Source organism: Bifidobacterium mizhiense, assembly GCF_020884755.1.
GTDB classification, from domain to species: domain Bacteria; phylum Actinomycetota; class Actinomycetes; order Actinomycetales; family Bifidobacteriaceae; genus Bombiscardovia; species Bombiscardovia mizhiensis.
The window spans coordinates 52,912-70,387 of sequence record NZ_BPWE01000006.1 but is presented as its reverse complement, the minus strand read 5'-3'; the positions used below and the strand labels follow the sequence as shown (position 1 = coordinate 70,387).

Annotated in this window: 16 protein-coding genes; 5 read left to right on the top strand and 11 right to left on the bottom strand. The window is 62.9% G+C overall.

What is annotated here, in order from left to right:
- Nucleotides 1–279 precede the first annotated feature (279 nt).
- The gene (locus LPC22_RS07815) at nucleotides 280–2,016 is read left to right on the top strand and encodes a threonine/serine exporter family protein (RefSeq protein WP_229133432.1); all 1,737 of its coding nucleotides are present in this window, start codon (nucleotides 280–282) and stop codon (nucleotides 2,014–2,016) included.
- On the opposite strand, the gene trpS is transcribed toward LPC22_RS07815, so the two are convergent.
- Nucleotides 2,013–3,098, bottom strand: coding sequence for a tryptophan--tRNA ligase (gene trpS, locus LPC22_RS07810; protein ID WP_229133399.1), 1,086 nt, complete (start codon nucleotides 3,096–3,098; stop codon nucleotides 2,013–2,015). The two genes, LPC22_RS07815 and trpS, sit on opposite strands and share 4 nt — an antisense overlap.
- A gap of 153 nt (nucleotides 3,099–3,251) precedes the next feature.
- Between trpS and LPC22_RS07805 the strand changes: the two genes are divergently transcribed.
- Nucleotides 3,252–3,635 (top strand): DUF3073 domain-containing protein, encoded by a 384-nt coding sequence (locus LPC22_RS07805; RefSeq protein WP_229133398.1) that lies wholly within the window; start codon nucleotides 3,252–3,254, stop codon nucleotides 3,633–3,635.
- A gap of 22 nt (nucleotides 3,636–3,657) precedes the next feature.
- Here LPC22_RS07805 and LPC22_RS07800 read toward each other — a convergent pair whose 3' ends face one another.
- A complete protein-coding gene (locus LPC22_RS07800; RefSeq protein ID WP_229133397.1) occupies nucleotides 3,658–4,077 on the bottom strand; it encodes a sterol carrier family protein in 420 nt (139 codons plus the stop codon).
- A 133-nt stretch (nucleotides 4,078–4,210) separates the two neighbouring features.
- Complete coding sequence (locus tag LPC22_RS07795) at nucleotides 4,211–4,441, bottom strand: hypothetical protein (protein WP_015021110.1); 231 nt, start codon at nucleotides 4,439–4,441, stop codon at nucleotides 4,211–4,213.
- 153 nt (nucleotides 4,442–4,594) lie between these two features.
- Between LPC22_RS07795 and LPC22_RS07790 the strand changes: the two genes are divergently transcribed.
- Nucleotides 4,595–5,356, top strand: a complete 762-nt coding sequence (locus LPC22_RS07790) for a rhomboid family intramembrane serine protease (RefSeq protein WP_229133396.1) — start codon at nucleotides 4,595–4,597, stop codon at nucleotides 5,354–5,356.
- A gap of 420 nt (nucleotides 5,357–5,776) precedes the next feature.
- Here LPC22_RS07790 and crgA read toward each other — a convergent pair whose 3' ends face one another.
- Nucleotides 5,777–6,196, bottom strand: a complete 420-nt coding sequence (gene crgA / locus LPC22_RS07785; protein WP_229133395.1) for a cell division protein CrgA — start codon at nucleotides 6,194–6,196, stop codon at nucleotides 5,777–5,779.
- Between the two features lie 90 nt (nucleotides 6,197–6,286).
- Between crgA and LPC22_RS07780 the strand changes: the two genes are divergently transcribed.
- Nucleotides 6,287–7,039, top strand: a complete 753-nt coding sequence (locus tag LPC22_RS07780) for a DUF881 domain-containing protein (protein WP_229133394.1) — start codon at nucleotides 6,287–6,289, stop codon at nucleotides 7,037–7,039.
- On the top strand, nucleotides 7,040–8,167 hold the full coding sequence (locus tag LPC22_RS07775; RefSeq protein ID WP_229133393.1) for a class E sortase: 1,128 nt from the start codon (nucleotides 7,040–7,042) through the stop codon (nucleotides 8,165–8,167).
- Between the two features lie 217 nt (nucleotides 8,168–8,384).
- Here LPC22_RS07775 and pknB read toward each other — a convergent pair whose 3' ends face one another.
- The 7 genes from pknB to LPC22_RS07740 are packed head-to-tail and all read right to left on the bottom strand — an operon-like array spanning nucleotide 8,385 to nucleotide 17,302.
- Complete coding sequence (gene pknB, locus LPC22_RS07770; protein WP_229133392.1) at nucleotides 8,385–10,544, bottom strand: Stk1 family PASTA domain-containing Ser/Thr kinase; 2,160 nt, start codon at nucleotides 10,542–10,544, stop codon at nucleotides 8,385–8,387.
- Nucleotides 10,541–11,533 (bottom strand): serine/threonine-protein kinase, encoded by a 993-nt coding sequence (locus tag LPC22_RS07765; protein WP_024627542.1) that lies wholly within the window; start codon nucleotides 11,531–11,533, stop codon nucleotides 10,541–10,543. Before LPC22_RS07765 ends, pknB begins: the two co-directional genes overlap by 4 nt.
- Nucleotides 11,530–12,993, bottom strand: coding sequence for a peptidoglycan D,D-transpeptidase FtsI family protein (locus tag LPC22_RS07760; protein ID WP_229133391.1), 1,464 nt, complete (start codon nucleotides 12,991–12,993; stop codon nucleotides 11,530–11,532). Before LPC22_RS07760 ends, LPC22_RS07765 begins: the two co-directional genes overlap by 4 nt.
- Nucleotides 12,990–14,480 carry an FtsW/RodA/SpoVE family cell cycle protein gene (locus LPC22_RS07755; protein ID WP_229133390.1) on the bottom strand — a complete coding sequence of 497 codons (1,491 nt, stop codon included), beginning with the start codon at nucleotides 14,478–14,480 and terminating at the stop codon, nucleotides 12,990–12,992. The genes LPC22_RS07760 and LPC22_RS07755 overlap by 4 nt, the downstream gene beginning before the upstream one ends.
- Nucleotides 14,477–16,039 (bottom strand): PP2C family protein-serine/threonine phosphatase, encoded by a 1,563-nt coding sequence (locus LPC22_RS07750; protein WP_229133389.1) that lies wholly within the window; start codon nucleotides 16,037–16,039, stop codon nucleotides 14,477–14,479. Before LPC22_RS07750 ends, LPC22_RS07755 begins: the two co-directional genes overlap by 4 nt.
- Nucleotides 16,040–16,045: 6 nt before the next feature.
- Nucleotides 16,046–16,561 carry an FHA domain-containing protein FhaB/FipA gene (locus tag LPC22_RS07745; RefSeq protein WP_373312927.1) on the bottom strand — a complete coding sequence of 172 codons (516 nt, stop codon included), beginning with the start codon at nucleotides 16,559–16,561 and terminating at the stop codon, nucleotides 16,046–16,048.
- A gap of 36 nt (nucleotides 16,562–16,597) precedes the next feature.
- Nucleotides 16,598–17,302, bottom strand: coding sequence for an FHA domain-containing protein (locus tag LPC22_RS07740; RefSeq protein WP_229133387.1), 705 nt, complete (start codon nucleotides 17,300–17,302; stop codon nucleotides 16,598–16,600).
- Between the last annotated feature and the right edge of the window lie 174 nt (nucleotides 17,303–17,476).

The following is a 17,476-nucleotide window of genomic DNA, read 5'->3' as shown; positions in this document are numbered from 1 at the left end:
CCTGGTCTTCGACCATTCCACGGCTCCTCCGCGGTTATTGGTGGTCGGCGTTGCAGGCCCACAGCCTTCGGTTCGATGGCTCGCGGCCCATTCTAGGACGCTTTAGGGTCGAATACGTTTCATGGTCCCGTGCGGCGGTGCAAGGGCACGTGACCCGGGTGGAGTATGAATGTGGGTGTGAAATTCAAGAGCAGGAGTTCCAAGGACGGCTATCGCGGCAGGACCGCAGCCGAGGTCAGACGGGTCAGCAAGTACCACACCCACTCCATTCCGCTGGACATGGAGGACATTGAACGCGATTACGACAAGCCCATCGTCGAGGCCTGTATCGCGGCCAAGACCAGCCTGATCGTGCGGGTGGGCATGCTGGAGCTGGGGGCCGGCACGGGAAGCTTCCGCGTGCGCGAGATGATGCACAGGATCGCCTACCCCATGGGCGTGCATGTACGGGCTGACGTGAACCTGACCGACATCGAGGCCACCTGCACGGATGGCGTTTCTCGGATTACCGAGGTGGTGGACCTGCCCACCACCGGGGTCAACACCGAGCGGATCTGGCTGCTGGAGCACTTCGCGGACTGGCTCAGCGTCAAGTGCGGGCAGGCGGGGACCTACCACACCATGACGGTGGTCTCCCGGGAGCTGGTGGACAACCTGGACGAGCCGAACGTCTATGCGGCGGCCCGCAAGGCGGTCAAGGAGGTGTTGGCCCAGGACCAGGATGCGGCCAAGGCGCTCAAGGATGCGGTGGCCACCGCCGTACACAACGAGGACGAGATCAGCCAGAGCCGGATCGATGCGGCGGCCATAGACACCAGGACCGCCGCCGGTCTGGGCACTGTAGGCTCCACGCCTCGCTCGGAGGGTTCCAAAGATTCCAAGGCTGCTCCCGCTCCTGCTGACGTCGTGGCCAAGGATTCGGATTCGAGTGCCGCTGATTCTCAAGCCAGCCAAGACCGCGACTCTGAGGCTGGGCGGCCTGCCTCCTCTGACAAGTCCACGTCCCCGGAGCCGCAGGCAACGGGTGGCATCACAGTCCGGCAGGCGCATGAGCGTCTGGACCTGATCGAGCGACGCAAACCCCTCTATTCGCCCCTCTTCTCGGGCTTCGCCTCGGCCGTGGCCTGCGCAGCCTTCGTCTTCCTGCTGGGAGGCGGCCCCTACGACATGGCTGGAGCCTTCGTCGGCGCTGGCATAGGCCAGTGGGTGCGTCGTCAGATGCTGGGCAGGCGGATCAACCAGTTCTTCGCCACGGGGGTGGCGGTCATCATCGCCGCCCTGGCCTGCGTCGGCACACTGAGACTGGTGGGCATCTTCGACCCGGTGGCCCTCAAGCACGACACGGCTTATATCGGCGCCATCCTCTTCGTCATTCCGGGCTTCCCCCTGGTCACCGGCGGCCTGGACATCGCCAAGCTGGACTTCCCATCGGGGGTGCAGCGCATCACCTACGCCTTCTCGATCATCCTGGTGGCCACGCTGGGCGGCTGGGCCGTGGCGCGGATGGTCATGCTCAACCCGCAAGGCTTTGAACCGATGAATCTGAGTCCCTGGCTGATGGCTGGCCTGCGCTTGATCGCAGCCTTCTGCGGAGTCTGGGGCTTCTCGGTCCTCTTCAACTCACCACAGCGCATGGCCCTGGTGGCCGCCGTCATCGGTGCCCTGACCGACACCATGCGCCTGGAGATGCAGGACATATTCCATGTCCCTCCGGAGATGGCCGCCTTCCTGGGCGCCTTCCTGGCCGGTATGCTGGCCACGGTCTGGCGCTCCTCGGTCCGTCACGGTCTGCTGCCGCCCCACCTGGGTTACCCAAGAATCAGCCTGACTGTGCCCTCCATCGTCATCATGGTGCCTGGCCTATATATGTACCGGGCCATGTTCTACCTGGGGCAGTTCAATACGCTCAACGCCCTGGACTGGGCCTTCCGGGCCTTCATGGTCATCATCTGCCTGCCCATCGGTCTGGTCACGGCCCGGGTGCTGACCGACCGCTCCTGGCGGTACGACGTCTAGTAGCGCATGCCCATGGCCGAGCGGACCTGATCGAGGGTCTCCTCGGCTATCTGGTTGGCGCGCTTGTTGCCCTCGACCAGGATGTCGCGCACGGTGTCCATGTCCTTGGCCAGCTCGGCCCGGCGCTCGCGGTGGGGCGCCAGGAATTCGTTGACCGACTTGGTCACGTAGGCCTTGAGGGCGCCCGAGCCGGCATTGCCGATCTCCTCGGCGATGTCCTCGGGCTTCCGGTCGGTCACCAGGCCGGCTGTGGTCAGCAGGGCCGAGACCTGGGGGCGGTTCACAGGGTCGAAGGTGATCTTGCGCTCGGAGTCGGTGGGCGACTTGCGAATCAGCTTGGCCGTCTCCTCGGCGGTGGTGCCCAGCATGATGGAATTGCCGTAGGACTTGCTCATCTTGCGTCCGTCCAGACCCGGAATCTCAGGGGTGTCAGACAGGATGGCATCAGGCTCGGGGAAGACCGGGGCCTGGCCGGGGTAGCGCTCGTCAAAGCGGCGGGCGATGGTCCGGGTCAGCTCCACGTGCGGTAGGTTGTCCTTGCCGATGGGCACCACGTTGGCCTTGCAGAAGAGTATGTCGCAGGCCTGGTGAACCGGGTAGGTCAGCAGCAGACCGGTCAGGGCGTGGCCGCTGGCCTCCATCTCGGCCTTGACGGTGGGGTTGCGGTGAAGCTCGGCCTCGGTCACCAGGGAGAGGAAGGGCAGCAGCAGCTGGTTCTCTGCGGGTGTGGACGAATGGGTGAAGATCATGGTCTTCTTGGGGTCGATGCCCGCAGCCAGATAGTCCAGCACCAGGTTGAGCACGTTGTCGCGGATGTGCTCGGTGGTGTCCCGGTCGGTGATGACCTGGTAGTCGGCGATGACGATGTTGGTGTGTACGCCGCGATTCTGCATCTGGACGCGCTCGCGGATGGAACCGAAGTAATGACCCAGGTGGAGCCTGCCGGTCGGGCGGTCGCCGGTCAGCATGGTGTAGCGGCTGGGATTCTTGTCCAGCTCGGCCAGCACCTGGTCGGACCGATGCTTGGCGGCTCTGAAGCTATCGCTGATCTCGTTGCCTGCCGCTGTGACTTCTTCCTGCATGGTCCCACCCTCGTCGTCGTGCCGAATGTCCTTCTGGGAATTGCTTTTATGGTAAAAGTCCGAGCCGACAAGATGCGTAGGTGGTACTCTCATAAATGATGCAAATTCACATTCAAGTTGCCTAAGTGCACGTTACCTGGCGAAGGGGGTCGGATGGGCCGCGGACGTCAGAAGGCTAAGCAGACGAAAATAGCCCGGAAGCTCAAATATCTGACAACGGACACGGATTACGACGAGCTGGCCAAAGAGCTCAGCAGCAAGGAACCCGGAACCAGGGGCAAAGATCCCTTCAAAATGGTTGAAGAGGAATACTCCAAGTCGGATTCACGCAAATCGGGGGGCCAGGACCCCGAGGATTCCATGGACGATGATCTGGACGATTACGCCCGGTGGGCCGCTGAGGCCGCCGCCAAGGCCACCTCTGGAGAGATACCGGCCACGCCCAAGCCCCACAAGCGCATACCCATACCCGTGCCCAGCGCGCTCAAACACCACAAGGATCAGAAGAGCGCAACCAAGGGGTCCGCGAGCAAGTAGCCGGCCGCAGAGGCAGTCGGCCTCATACCAGCGGCAGCAGCTCGTGCAGGTCGTCGCGCTCGCCCACGGCGCTGATATGCCCGGCGGCGGCTTCTTCACTCCAACTGGTGATGCCGGCGGCCAGCCGCAGCCAGACATCCGGATCCAGTTCGATGACGTCGGGCGGGGTCAGGTTATGCGGGTCGGATGCCGGCCCATCCAGAATCTTGACTGCTCCCCAAGGTGCCACCCTGACCTCTACGCCGGGGCCTGGGGCCTTGATCTCCAGCATGTGCAGGGAATAGCGGACGGCCATGGCCTTGCTGCGCCTATCGGTTTGGGGGGCCACTGTCAGCCGGTCGCCCTCCGGGCCCAATTTATTCGCGGCCTCCTTGGCCGCATCGCGCCAGGCCAGAAAATCCCGGCGGCCTTCTTCCATGTCTGCTTCCCGTATGGCACTCATGGCTCCATTGTGACGCGCCGCCCCAACAGGCGTGTCCGGCAGGCTGCGGTCAAGCCGCAATCAGGCATGAAAAAAGGAATCCGTTGCCCTCACGTCCTTGACGCTGGGTCGGATTCCCTCCCGACCGGAACGGTCAGGCCTGTGCGCCCGCTTGCAGAGGGGTCTCAGGATCCTCAGATCCTTTGTCCTCCTCATCCTTGGCCAGGCCCAGGTCGACTGGCGATGAGCTGTTCTCCCAGGGCTCCTCCCAGGGATCGTAATCCGGGTTCTGCTGCTTGTATACGAACAGAGCGACAACGCCGGCCAGCAGCGTGCCGAAGAGCAGTGCAAAGAACTTCCAGCCGTTTGAAGATGAATTCTCCATGTTTGGCTCCTTTCGACGACTTTCGTCGGTCCTGCCCACTTCGACCGACCTAGTCATCATCCTAGTAGAAAGCGGCGAACTGTGGGGCGCATCGGTGCCATTGCGGCACGGAAACCGCACACCCCGGCCGGATGGTCAGGTAAGGTAAGGTTCATGGTCAATGGCATGGGCACCAGTTTCACAGGCGGAGGGAATGGTCGGGGGCCGCTGGGATGGATCCGGCGGCACTGGGGTGACCATGCTCCGGTGGTGACCATAGCCATCACCCTGATCTGCATAGTGGCCTGGGTCATCCAGATGGCCCTGTACCTGCTGGCTCCGCTTCGCTATCAACGGCTTTTGCTGGGCTACTGGGCCTTCGTGCCGATTACGGCCATTCATGAGCCTTGGATGTTTGTGACCAACATTTTTCTGCACGCCACCAATGTCTCGCATATCCTCTTCAACATGATCACCCTTTGGGTTGTGGGGCCGGTGCTGGAAAATCTGATAGGGCATGGGCGTTTTCTGGCCCTCTACCTGATCAGCGGGCTGGGCGGAGACCTGGGGCTGATGGTCTATGCGGTTCTGGCGCCCAATGGATGGGGCACGTCGGCCATCGGGGCCTCGGGTGCGCTCTTCGGGCTCTTCGCCGCCATCCTGGTGGTCTACCGCCGTCTGGGGATTGACATCGTTTCCATGGTGGTCTGGATGGCCATCAACTTCTGCATGCCTCTGTTTGTGCCCGGCATCGCCTGGCAGGACCATGTAGGCGGATTCATAGTCGGCGGCCTCTTCATGCTGGCCCTGCTGTACATGGGCCGGCCCGGCTCGCGGGTGCATGGCCTGCTCTCCTGGCTGCTGCCCACGCTGATCTTCCTGGCGGCCCTGGTCCTGCTGGCGCTGGGCTGCAACATGGCCAACCCCATGCGATGAGAATCAGCTTCTGCCTGTTGTTGACCGCCCTGCTGTCGACGGCCAACTTTTTCTTCCCCGCCTTGGGTCTCGTTTTCAACAAATGACATGGGTGTCATCTATCCACATTTGTTGACAATCGTGTGGATAACCTGGGAATAAGTATCCAGAACTGGTGCACATATAGCAGCAAAAAGTGGATAAGTGAAGGCAGAACCCAATCAGCAGTAGGGTTGTGGACGAGTGTCCTAGCGTGTCCACGAGAAATTCGGGCGATTGTGGATAACTTTGGCTTGAGTCTGGAACTGGTGGATGAAATCGGTGGAGCTGAGTAGCCGAATCCACACATGCCTGACGCTCAGGTGTGGATGGGTATATCAAGAACCCCACAGCCGTGCCTGAGCGGTTGTGGGGTCCCTAAAAAACAATGTGGCAGATGGATCAGTGCCACCACATGGTCATGAGGAAGCCGACCAGCAGAATGCCAAAGCCCACGGCCAGGTTCCAATTGCCGATGCCGGGGATGGGGAAGACATTGCCCCGGGTGGAGGCGATGTAGTAAACCACGATCCAGATCAGGCCCACCACCATCAGCGTGACGAAGAGAGGCACGAACCAGCGTGGATTAGCCTTGGTGCTCTTGATGGTGTCCTCCACGCGGCGGGTGTTCTCCTCCTGCCGCTGCACGATGCGGCGCATCTGCGGGGTCATATGCTTTTTGTCAACGCTCTGGTTGAGCACGGCTTCCACCTTGTCCATGGACAGGCCGTACTCCTCGTCCTCGGCGTCCTCGCCAGTGTCAGCGGTCTTGGCCTCGTCCACCGCCTGGTCCTCGTCATCATGGAGTTGATGCTCTGCCATGAGGTTATTCTCCTTCAGTAGATCTACTAAGCCATAGTAGCGGTTAGACTCGAACGTAATACTATCGCAGACGAGGATGAGGGTATGCCTATGACCAGACGGACGGGACGGCACGGTGCGCACAGGTCCCTGGTCGGCACAGTGTCCGTGGCTGTGGTGCTGGCCCTGGTCGGGTACATGCTGACCACCAATATCCGTGTCAACAGGACGGTCACGGTCACCTCGGATACGGCCGGGCTGGTGGAGGAGCGCCAGAACAAGGCTGCCGAGCTGCGCAAGGACATCAATGACATGAGCTCGCAGATCAATGCGCTGAAGACCCTGACCGACGACAAGGGCAGTTCGGACCAGTCCCGCGAGGACCCTGGCTCGGGCACGGTGCTCAAGGCCGTCCAGGGGCCGGGGCTGACGGTGACCCTCAACGATTCCCCGCTCTGGCAGCAGAAGGTGGGGTCCGACGGGTCGACGGCCAACATCAACGATTACGTTATCCACCAGCAGGATGTGGAGAGCGTGGTCAACGCGCTCTGGGCCGGGGGAGCCGAGTCCATGCGGATCCAGGATCAGCGGGTGCTGCCCACCACGGCCGTTCGATGCGTGGGCAATGTGCTGCTGTTGCACGGCCGAAAGTACTCGCCGCCATATAAGATTTCAGCCATAGGACCAGTCGATCGGATGACCAAGTCCCTGAATGCTTCGCCATCCATCCGCGTTTACAAGGAGTACGTGAATACGGTGGGTCTGGGTTGGAATGTCGAGTCTTCGGACAATCTGAGATTCCCTGAGACGACGGCTGTCCTGCAGCCACTCCAGTACGCATCGCTAGATGAGAAGGCACGGTAAATGACGACAGAAGACTCGGAGAACGACAAAACGCCGGCCGATAAGCCGGCCGATAAGCCGGCGGATAAAGGGCGAACTTGGCTGGTGGGCATTGCAGAAATCATAGGGGAGCTGCTGATTACCCTGGCCGTCATCTGCGCACTCTACGTGGTCTGGCAGCTCTGGTGGACCGGCGTGCAGTCCGAGCATCAGCAGTTGCAGGCCCGGGCCTCGACCTCCTGGAGCAACCCGGGATCGGGCGACACCCGTAAGGTGGCCAAGCCTCAGAAGGGGGCGCCGCCGGTGCAGCCCAAGCAGGCCTCCGAGGGTGAACTGATGGCTCAGGCCTATATTCCTCGTTTCGGACAGCATTGGGAGCGCAACGTGGTTCAGGGCACGTCGCCCCGAGAGCTGGCCTACGCGGGACTGGGGCATTACCCCAATACGCAGATGCCGGGCGAGATGGGCAACGTGGCCATAGCCGGACACCGTGCCGGCTATGGTGAGCCGCTGGGCCATGTAGACGAGCTGCGAGTGGGCGATGCCATCGTTCTGCGCACCAAGGATTACTGGTACGTCTACCACTACACCCGCTACAAGATCGTCTCGCCCGAAGAGGTGAGCGTCATCGCCCCCAACCCTTATTCGCCCAACGACGCTCCTGATCGGCGCATGATCACACTGACCACCTGCGAGCCCAAGTACACCACGGCCACCCATCGGTGGATCAGCTGGGGCGAATTCGGCTACTGGGCCAAGGTGTCCGACGGTGTGCCCAAGGAGCTGCTGGGCGACCGAGGCAGCAACGTGGCCTTTGCCGACGACAAGGGCTCGATCATGGCCAGGCTGGGTTCGTTGCAGCCGGTCTTCCTGGTTTTGGCAGCGGCCTATCTGATCATCTACCTGGCGGCACTGGCTGCCTGGCGGTACCCCTTGCTGAAGCAGATTCGTAAGGGCGAGAAGCCCCAGCCCATGATCAGCCTCTACGGCTGGCTGCTGCGGCACCAGTCCGGCATAGCCCCGATTCGATGGCTTCTACTGATTCTGCTTCTGTTGACTCTGGTTTGTGCCCTGATGGAATGGGGCTTCCCATGGTTGGCCAGCAACGTGCCCATGCTCAGACAGATGTCCAACTACTCCACCTTCTGACCTAGACGGCATAGGAAGAGCGGCGGGGCCGCAGGATCCAATGTGATCCTGCGGCCCCGCCGCTTATTGATGTCATATCTTGCCGACTGCCGGAAGTGATTGCCCTAGTTTATCTAAGACACCACGGTGGTATTCACCCCTACTCATGCTGCCCGGCCTTATATGACCCAACATATGGCCCCGGCGGCAGGACTGTGCCCGCCGGGGCCATATCAGGTCAGTTGGTGGAGCTGATGGTGGTCACCGTGATGGGTGTATTGTCGTCCACCCTGCTTCCTGCCGCCGGGTTTACAGCGGTCACCTTGTCCGTGTCCTTGCCGATGGAGGTGATCCTGTCGGCGCTGACACCGCTGTTGGTCAGCTTCTGCCGGTAGCTGCCCAAGGTCTCGCCCTGGGAGAAGGGCGGGATACGGATGGCTGTGGTCAGGGTGATGGTGTCCTTGGACTTGTCGAAGGAGGCGCCAGCGGCAGGATCCTGGCCGGTGACCTCGGCGTTGTCGTTGTTGGGGCCATTGACCTTGATATTGACCCCCTGGCCCAGGGTGCGCTTGGCCTCGCCCAAAGTCATACCGATATAGTTGCCCAACTGCATGCCGTTGCTGACGGTGACCGTGATCATGGCTCCCTGCTGGACGGAGGACCCGGCAGCCGGATCGGTGCTGATGACCATATCCTTCGCCACGCTATTGGAGGCCTGCTCGCGGATGGTGATGTTGAAGTGCAGACTCTGCAGGGTCTTGGTCGCGTCGTCCTTGCTCTTGCCAGACAGATCAGGCACCTTGGTCATGCCCGAGGAAATGTAGATCAGGATGCTGGTTCCCTTGGCCACGCTCTGGCCCGCGGCGGGATCCGTGCGGGTCACGTGGTCCTTGGGCACGTCCTGGCTGTCCTCCACCGAGGCGGCTGGGGAGACCTTGAATCCGGCTTTCTCCAGGGTTCTGCGGGCCTCCTGCTGGTTCATACCCTTGACGTCGGGAATGGCTGTGTCCTTAGGCCCGGAGGAGAACCAGACGGTCACTGTGGAGCCTCTGGGAGCCATGCTTCCGCCCTTGGGGCTTTGCTTGGTGAAGGTCCCCTTGGGCTCGGCAGAGTCGTGGTCCTCCTTCTCCTGATAGTGGAAGCCTGCGGCGGTCACCTTCTCGCGGGCGAGGATCCGTGACATCTGCGCGTTGATGGTAGGCACCTCGGCCATCTGATGATGGTTCCGGTTCACGACCGTCCAGAGACCCAGTCCGGCGGCTACCAGAAGCAGGGCTCCCAGGACGGCGCCGATGATGATCTTCTTGCGCTTTTTGGCCTTCTGCTGGGCCGTCTTGGCGGCTGTGCGCTCAGCTGTGGCTACGCCGGTGGCAGCAGGGTTGAGCGAATCCTGGACGGGGTTGAAGGCCTGGGTGGCGGCCGTCTCCTCTTCGGTCAGCGGCATGGTGGCCGTTTCGGTCCCCTGCTCGGCATCCTTGCGGGCCTTGACGTTGGCCAGGTCGGTCAGCGGGTTGAAGGCGGCAGCCACCGGGGTTCCGCCGTTCATGAAGGCCAGGATGTCGCTCTTGAAGGCGGAGGCCGTGGCATACCGGTTCTGCCGGTCCTTGGCCATGGCCTTGGCGCAGATGGAATCCCACATCTTCGGCAGGCCGGGCACGATGCTGCTGGGCGGGGTGGCCACCTCGGTGACGTGCTGGTAGGCGATGGCCACGGCCGAATCCCCGTTGAAGGGCGGCCGTCCGGTCAGCATCTCGTAGAGGACGCAGCCGGCCGAGTAAAGGTCGGAGCGCATGTCCACGCTCTCGCCGCGGGCCTGCTCGGGACTCAGGTACTGGGCCGTGCCCACCACGCCCTGGGACTGGGTCATGGTGGCGGCAGAGTCGTCCATGGCCCGGGCGATGCCGAAGTCCATGACCTTGACGATGCCCTGCTCCGAGATCATGATGTTGCCGGGCTTGATGTCCCGGTGGATGACGCCCATATGGTGGGAGTAGTCCAGGGCGCTGAGCATGCCCAGCATGACCTGCTCGCTGTCGCGCTGGCTCAGGGCGCCGTTCTCCTTGAGGATGGACCGCAGGGTCTGGCCCTTGACGTATTCCATGACCAGGTAGGGCACCCGCTCATGGTTGCCCTGGTCGTCGGTCAGTATCTCCTCGCCTGAGTCGTAGATGGAGACGATGTTGGGGTTGTTGAGCAGGGCGACCGAGTGGGCTTCCCGCCGGAACCGCGATAGGAAGACCTCGTCGTTGGCCAGATCGGATCGCATGATCTTGACCGCGACGGTCCTTCCCAAACGTGTGTCCACAGCCTTGTGGACCTCGGCCATGCCACCGCGTCCGATCAGCTGTCCCAGACGGTATCGTCCGTCCGCTAGGGACGGCGGCAGTGTGATGCTCATAGGGTATCCCCTCCGTTCGTCGCTTCAAGGCCGCGCTGTGCGCTTCCTTCTCCATAGTGCCCCCAGAAGGGCCTGAAGATGTCTTTTACCGCGTGCGGCCTGCTCATAATGCGTCGAGGCATGGGTGCGCGTGGATTGATGACCTCCGTCTCGCCCACTTGCTGATCCAGCAGCCGCTGCTCGATCCTGGCCAGTGTGTGCGAGACCACCAGTGCATTCGCCGGGCGGTCCCGCGGGTCCTTGGCCAGCATGGACATGACGAAGTTCATGAGTTGGTTGTCCACCGAGTCGGGCAGCGGCGGCACAGGGTCGTTGACGTGTGCCGCGGCGATGTCCACCGGGGTGGCGCCGGTGAAGGGCCGGTGCCCGCAGAGTCCCTCGTAGGCCACTACGCCCAGGGAGTAGATGTCTGACTGGGGGGTGGCCTGGAGGCCCTGGGCCTGCTCGGGCGAGATGTACTGGGCCGTGCCCACCACCATGCCATCCTGGGTGATCTGCCCCTGGTTGGTTGAGTAGGAGACCCCAAAGTCGGTGATCTTGACCTCGCCGGTGTCGGAGACCATGATGTTGGCCGGCTTGACGTCCCGATGGATGACCCCGTGGGAGTGGGCCACGTAGAGCCCCCGAGCCGTCTGGATCAGGATGGGCAGCAGCTCAATGGGGTCCAAGGCGCCCCGGTCCCGATAGATGTCGGCCAGGGATTGGCTGGGCACGTATTCCATGATCAGGAATCCGATGCCGTCGTGCTCGTAGTACTCGAAGAGGGCGGCGATGTTGGGGTGGGCCAGGTTGGCGGAATTGTGCGCCTCGGCCCGCAGCCGCAGCAGCTTGGATTCCTCGTTGGTCAGGTCCTCGCGCAGGGCCTTGATGGCCACCACACGGCCGAGTTCGATGTCGTAGCCCTTCCAGACCTCGCCCATGCCCCCTTGGGCCAGACGGCGGTCCAGACGGTACCGTCGATGGATGAGCTGTCCCTGTACCAGTTTCACTTGGCAGCCTCCTGCATGACGCGTTTCATGATCGGCCCGGCGATCTCCATGCCATAGGAGGAGATGCCATGCACCACGACGGCAACAGCCACCTTGGGGTTATCGGCCGGAGCGAATCCTACCATCCACCCGTCATTTGCTGTATTGCCTGCACCGATCTGAGCCGTGCCCGACTTGGCCGCCACCTGCATGCCGGGGATGGCCAGCTCCGGGTAGCTCTTGGTAGTCACCGCATCCATCATGGTGGTCAGGGCCTTGGCGGTGTCCGAGGAGAAGGCCTGCGAGTAGACCGAGGGCGTGGTTTCGCTGATGACGCTCAGATCGCTGGAGCGCACCCGGTCAACCAAGGTCGGCTGCATGAGCTTGCCCCCGTTGGCCACGGCAGCGACCGTCATAGCCGCCTGCATGGGGGTGGACAGGGTGTCCCCCTGGCCGATGGAGGCCAGCGCGAGCCGGTCCTGGGACTGGTCCTCGGGGAACTTGGAGGCCACAGCCTTCATGGGTCGGCCTGTGGAGTTGGTCCCGTCCAAGGTGATGGTGGAGCCGTAGCCGAACTTGCGGGCCTGCTCGGCCAAGGCCTTGCCGCCCAGGCTGACACCCAGCTGAGCGAAGGCGGTGTTGGAGGAGTAGGCCAGGGCGTTCTCCATGCTGATCCTGCCGTTGACCCCGTTGCCCGTGGCTGTGGCGTTGGTCAGGTTGTAGTTGGTGCCGGGCAGGGTGTACGAGGCTCCTGCCGGCAGCTGGCTGTCGGGGTGGTACTGACCGGACTCCAGGGCGGCGGCGGCCACGACCACCTTGAAGGTGGACCCGGGTGGATACAGCTGCGAGGTGGCCCGGTTGAGCATGGGGTTATCTGAGCGGGAGGCCAGCTTCTGATAGGCCTGGGAGGCATCGCCGCTGTCGTGGGCGGTCAGGTCGCCGGGGTTGTAGCTCGGCGTGCTGACCATGGTCAGGATACGGCCGGTGGAGGGCTCGATGGCCACCACCGATCCGGACAGGTTGCCCAGCATGTTATAGGCCGCCTCCTGCATGCTGGGATTGATGGAGGTCTCGATGGAGGCGCCCTTGTTCTGGGTGCCGGTGAAGAGGGACTTGAGCCGGTCCATCCACAGGCTGTCGGACTGACCGCTCAGCAAGCGGTCGCGCGAGGCTTCGATTCCCCGGTCGGCCGGGCTGGTGATGGAGTAGTAGCCGGTGATGGGCGAGTAGACGGCCCCCTTGTTGTAGTGCCGCTGGTACTGGAAGGAGTCGTTGGTGGGGTCGGACTGGGCGATGACGGCACCGTCCGAGGTCAGGATGGCCCCCCTGGGCGCCGCATACTCATGGTAGAGGGCGCGCAGATTTCGCGGATCCGAGTTCAGACTCCCTGCCCGGATCACCATGATGATGGAGCTGGAAAGCCCCAGAATGACGAAGAGGACGATGACGGCGTTGAAGAGTTGACGCAGGGCCTTGTTCACTGTCCACCTCCTCGTACCTGGCGGGCGGGAATGCGTCCGGTGGCTGGCAGGTCGGTCTCCTCGTCCTGGTCCGAATCGTTATGGTCCGAGTCGTCCTGTCCGCTGCGCTTGCTGGTCTCCTGCTGGCGCAGGACGGCCAGGGCCTCGTACTTGAAGGTGTCCGAGCTGACCTCCGGCGCAGGCTTGTTGGCCGCGTTGGAGATGATGATCAGCAGGACGGCCAGGATGCAGTTGGCCACCAGGCTGGAGCCGCCCGCCGCCATGTAGGGCATGGTCAGGCCGGTCAGGGGGATGACCAGGGTGATGCCGCCCACCACGGTGAAGACTTGGAAGGCCATGGTGAAGACCAGACCGGAGGCCAGGAGCTTGCCGAAGCCGTCCTTGATCTTCATGGCCGTGATCATGCCCGAGGCAACGATGACCAGGTAGAGGGCCAGAACCACCAGCAGGCCGCTCAGCCCCAGCTCTTCGCCCACCGACGTATAGATGAAGTCGGAGTTGGCCAGAGGGGTGATCCAAGGGCGTCCCTGACCCAGGCCGGTGCCGGTCAGCCCACCGGCGGCCAGGCCGAAGATGCCACGCACCAGCTGTCCGGACCCTCCGAAGGCCTTGCTGAACTCGGCATCGCTGAAGGGGTGCAGCCAGGCGTCCACACGGGCGCCCACATGAGCGAAGATCATGGAGGCGGCCACGGCCCCGATGATGAAGAAGACCGAGCCGATGGCGATCCAGCTGGTGCGGCCGGTGGCCACATAGAGCATGGAGACGAACATGGCGAAGTACATCAGCGAGGTGCCCAGATCATGCTGGATGACCAGGACGGCCAGCGAGATAAGCCAGACGATGATGATGGGGCCCAGATCCTTGATTCGGGGCATCCGCATGCCTAGGACCTTCTTGCCGCCCACGGCCAGCTGGTCTCGGTGGTCGAACAGGTAGGCGGCGAAGAAGAAGGCCAGGAAGAGCTTGGCGAATTCGCCGGGCTGCAGGGTGTGCGACCCCACGCCGATCCAGATGCGGGCGCCGCCGATCTCGCGGCCGATGCCGGGCAGCATGGGCGACAGGAGCAGGACCAGGCCCACCACCATGCTCACATAGGAGAAGCGACGCAGCAGTCTGTAGTCCCGCAGCAGCACGACCAGCAGTCCGCACAGGACCAGGGCCAGACACAGCCAGATCAGCTGGGTGAAGCCCACGCGTGTGGGTTGGCCGATCCGGGCGTTGCGCAGATCTATGCGGGTGATCAGGGTGATGCCCAGGGAGCTCAGGATGACGATGCTGGGCAGGATGGCCTGGCTGCCATAAGGCTGGAAAATCTCCAAGAGGACCCATAGGGCGATGAAGAGGGCAGCGGTGACTGCCAACAGGGCGGCGTAGTCTCCAGGGAAGTGGCCCGCGGAACGGGCGAACATCTGGAAGAAGCCGATGAACCCTACCAGCAGGGAGAAAAGCAGAAGGCCTATGCGGCGCAAACGGATGGCGATCATGACGAGTGCCGCCCGTCCTGGCTGGTTTTCGACGGGGAGGGTGAAGCGGAGGGTGAGGCGGAGGGGGAAGCAGCAGTCTTGGCGTGTTCGCGCTTGAGGTCGCCGGCCTCCTTGCGGATCAGGTTGGCGTGCTCCTGGGCGTCATCCATGCTGGAGACGGTGATGCCCTCTTCCAACTGGTCGCGCCAGGACTGGGGCAGCCCCTTGACGGCGATGTCCGTGGTTTGTACCGGGTGGGACAGCGAGAGGGCGAAGGCCTTGGTGGGCACACCCTGGTAAATGACCACATGGCCTTGATCCGTGCCCAAGTAGTACTGTTCCTGGCTCCAACGATAGGCGGCACCTGTGCCTCCGGCCAGAGCGAGGATTACCAAGGTGATGATGCCGGCCAGGATCAGTCGAATTCTCCGGTGCCTGGAGCGCTGGCGCTTGCGCTGCTCCAGGTGCTCCTTGTGGATGGCGTCAGCCACGTCGGGGTCGTAGGGATCAGCTGAGGCCGAACCGTCCTTCTTGCGGACGACGGGGATCTCGCTGGTGTCGGGCACATGCCGTTCGCCGCTCTCCTCGCGGGCAGCCGAGGGCTGGGCAGTGCGGCCATCTTCGTCCTCGTCCTCCTGCTTGCCGGCATCCCGGTCCTGGGTCAGATCGGCGGCCCGCTTGGCGGGGGACTCCCGGGATTCGTCACGCAGGCGCGGTGCCGCCGCTACGGGCTCATCCAGGATATCGGCCAGGGCCTCCAGGTTGGAGCTGGCTGCGCCACCGACCAGAGGGGTCTGATGGGGCAGGTCGAAGGCGTCGGCATCCAGGGCCAGTGTGGCATCGGCGATGACCACAGTCACGTTGTCGGTGCTGCCGGCCTTCAGGGCGAAGGTGACCAGCTGCTGGGCACACTCCGCCTGGTCCGAGACCGAGGACAGCACCTCGGCGATGGTCGAGTCCTCCAGAACGCCGCAGAGGCCGTCCGAGCAGATCATCCAGCGGTCTGCGGGCAGGGCCTTGGTAATGGAGATGTCCGGGCGGGGGTCGATGTCGAAATCCCCCAGGACACGCATGACCACGTTGCGCTGAGGGTGGTTGCGGGCTTCGGCCGGGGAGATGCGGCCGGTGTCGATCAGGTGCTGCACGTAGGAGTGGTCCTGGGTCATCCGGATCAGCTTGCCATCCCGAAGCAGGTAGCCCCGGGAGTCCCCGATATGGGCCAGCACCCAGGAGTCGTCGGCCAGCGCCAGGGCCGTGACCGTGGTGCCCATGCCTGACAGCCGGTGTTCGCGCTTGGCCTTGCCCACGATGGCGTCATGGGCTGCGATGACCGAGGTCTCCATCATCCGGGCCAGGGACTGCACGTCCTGCTCACGGTCGTCGCGTTCGATGTGAGCCAGGGATCGGATGGCTATGGTTGAGGCCGTGTCTCCGCCTGCGTGGCCGCCCATGCCGTCGCACATGGCCACCAGGCGCTCGCCGGCGAAGGCTGAATCCTGGTTGTTGCTGCGCACGTACCCCACGTCTGAAACCGCCGTGGAGTAGAGGAACAGCTTTTGGCTCGCGTCGTTCCTGGTCATGGGCGGCTACCTCAACTCGAAGGTGGTGGCTCCGATGCGTACGGGAACCTCCGCCGGTAGGATTGTCGGCGCCGTGATTTTCTGCCCCGATACGACGGTGCCGTTGGTGGACCCCAGATCCTCAATGGCCCACCGGCCCGATGCAGGGTCCTGGTAGACCCGCGCATGATGGCCTGAGACGAACTCGTCGTCCAGCACCAGGGTGTTCGAGGAGGAGCGGCCCAGGGTGATGGGCCGTCCGGACAGCGGCGTGGAGGAGCCTGCCAGGGGCCCGTCAATGACTACCAACAAGGAGGGGTCGTCGCTTGCAGGCTCTGTTTTGCTGACCGGGGCAATAGGTACGGATCTGGCTGCCGCCGGCAGCTTGCCCTGGGCTGCGCGTTCGCTGCGTCGGCGGGTATGAGAGGTCTTGGGGCTGAAGGTTTCGATATCTTTGCGGAGTGAACGGATGGCCAGCCAGACGAATACCCATAGCAGAGCCAGGAATCCGTATTTGAGGATGGCGAATGTCAGTTCAGTCAGCATAATGATTCGACCTTACTTCAAGGTCTGGGCGACTTACGAATCCTGTTCCTGTGACGATGCCCAGTAGAGGATGCGGGTACGGCCGATGGTGATGGTATTGCCGTCCAGCAGGGTGGCTGCGGGAACCTGATGTCCTTCTACATAGGTGCCGTTGGTGGACCCCAGATCGCGGGCTACCACGCCCTTGTCAGTGATCTCGATCTGCAGGTGTCGGCGGGAGATGCCTGCGTCATCGATGACGATGTCGCAAGAGGATCCACGGCCGATGGTGGTGATGGGGGCGGTCAGCAGGTACTGGCGGCCGTTGATCTCCAGCACCGGGCAGTCCTTGGACTCGTCTGGGGTGGTGACGGGTGCTGCGTTGCCTTGGACCGACTCGGCAGACAGGTGGAAGTCGCCCTTGTTCAGGTTGAGGTCCTCCTCAAAGATGACCACGACCGGGCCGACGAAGGCATAGTGCTGGCTTTCGGCGTACTTGGTCAGGTTGTCTGCCAGCTCGTTGGCCAGAGCCTCCGAACCCCACTGCTCGATGCGGTCGAAGTCGGGAGTGGATAGTCTGAACCGATACTCGTTGGGCGCCACGGTGCGGTCGCGACCGACGGGCATGGCCTGTGAGTCTATCTCACGCTCGAGGGCGCTCGACAGGTCGACGGGCTGTAGGTCCTTGGAGCCGAACTTCGAGAAGACACCGTTAACGGCGCCTTCCACGCTCTTCTCGAAACGATCGAGAACGCTCATAGTCATCCCTTTCCATATAACCCTTTCATAGTACGTGACCCTGCCGGAAGGGGGTAATGGGCGGTCGGATGCTTGCAATTTCTCCAATGAACAGGTTCGAACGACCGCGACTGCCGGGTATGGATAAGGCCCCGTGGTCGCAATGGACCAGGGGCCTTTGAACTTCAATCATCA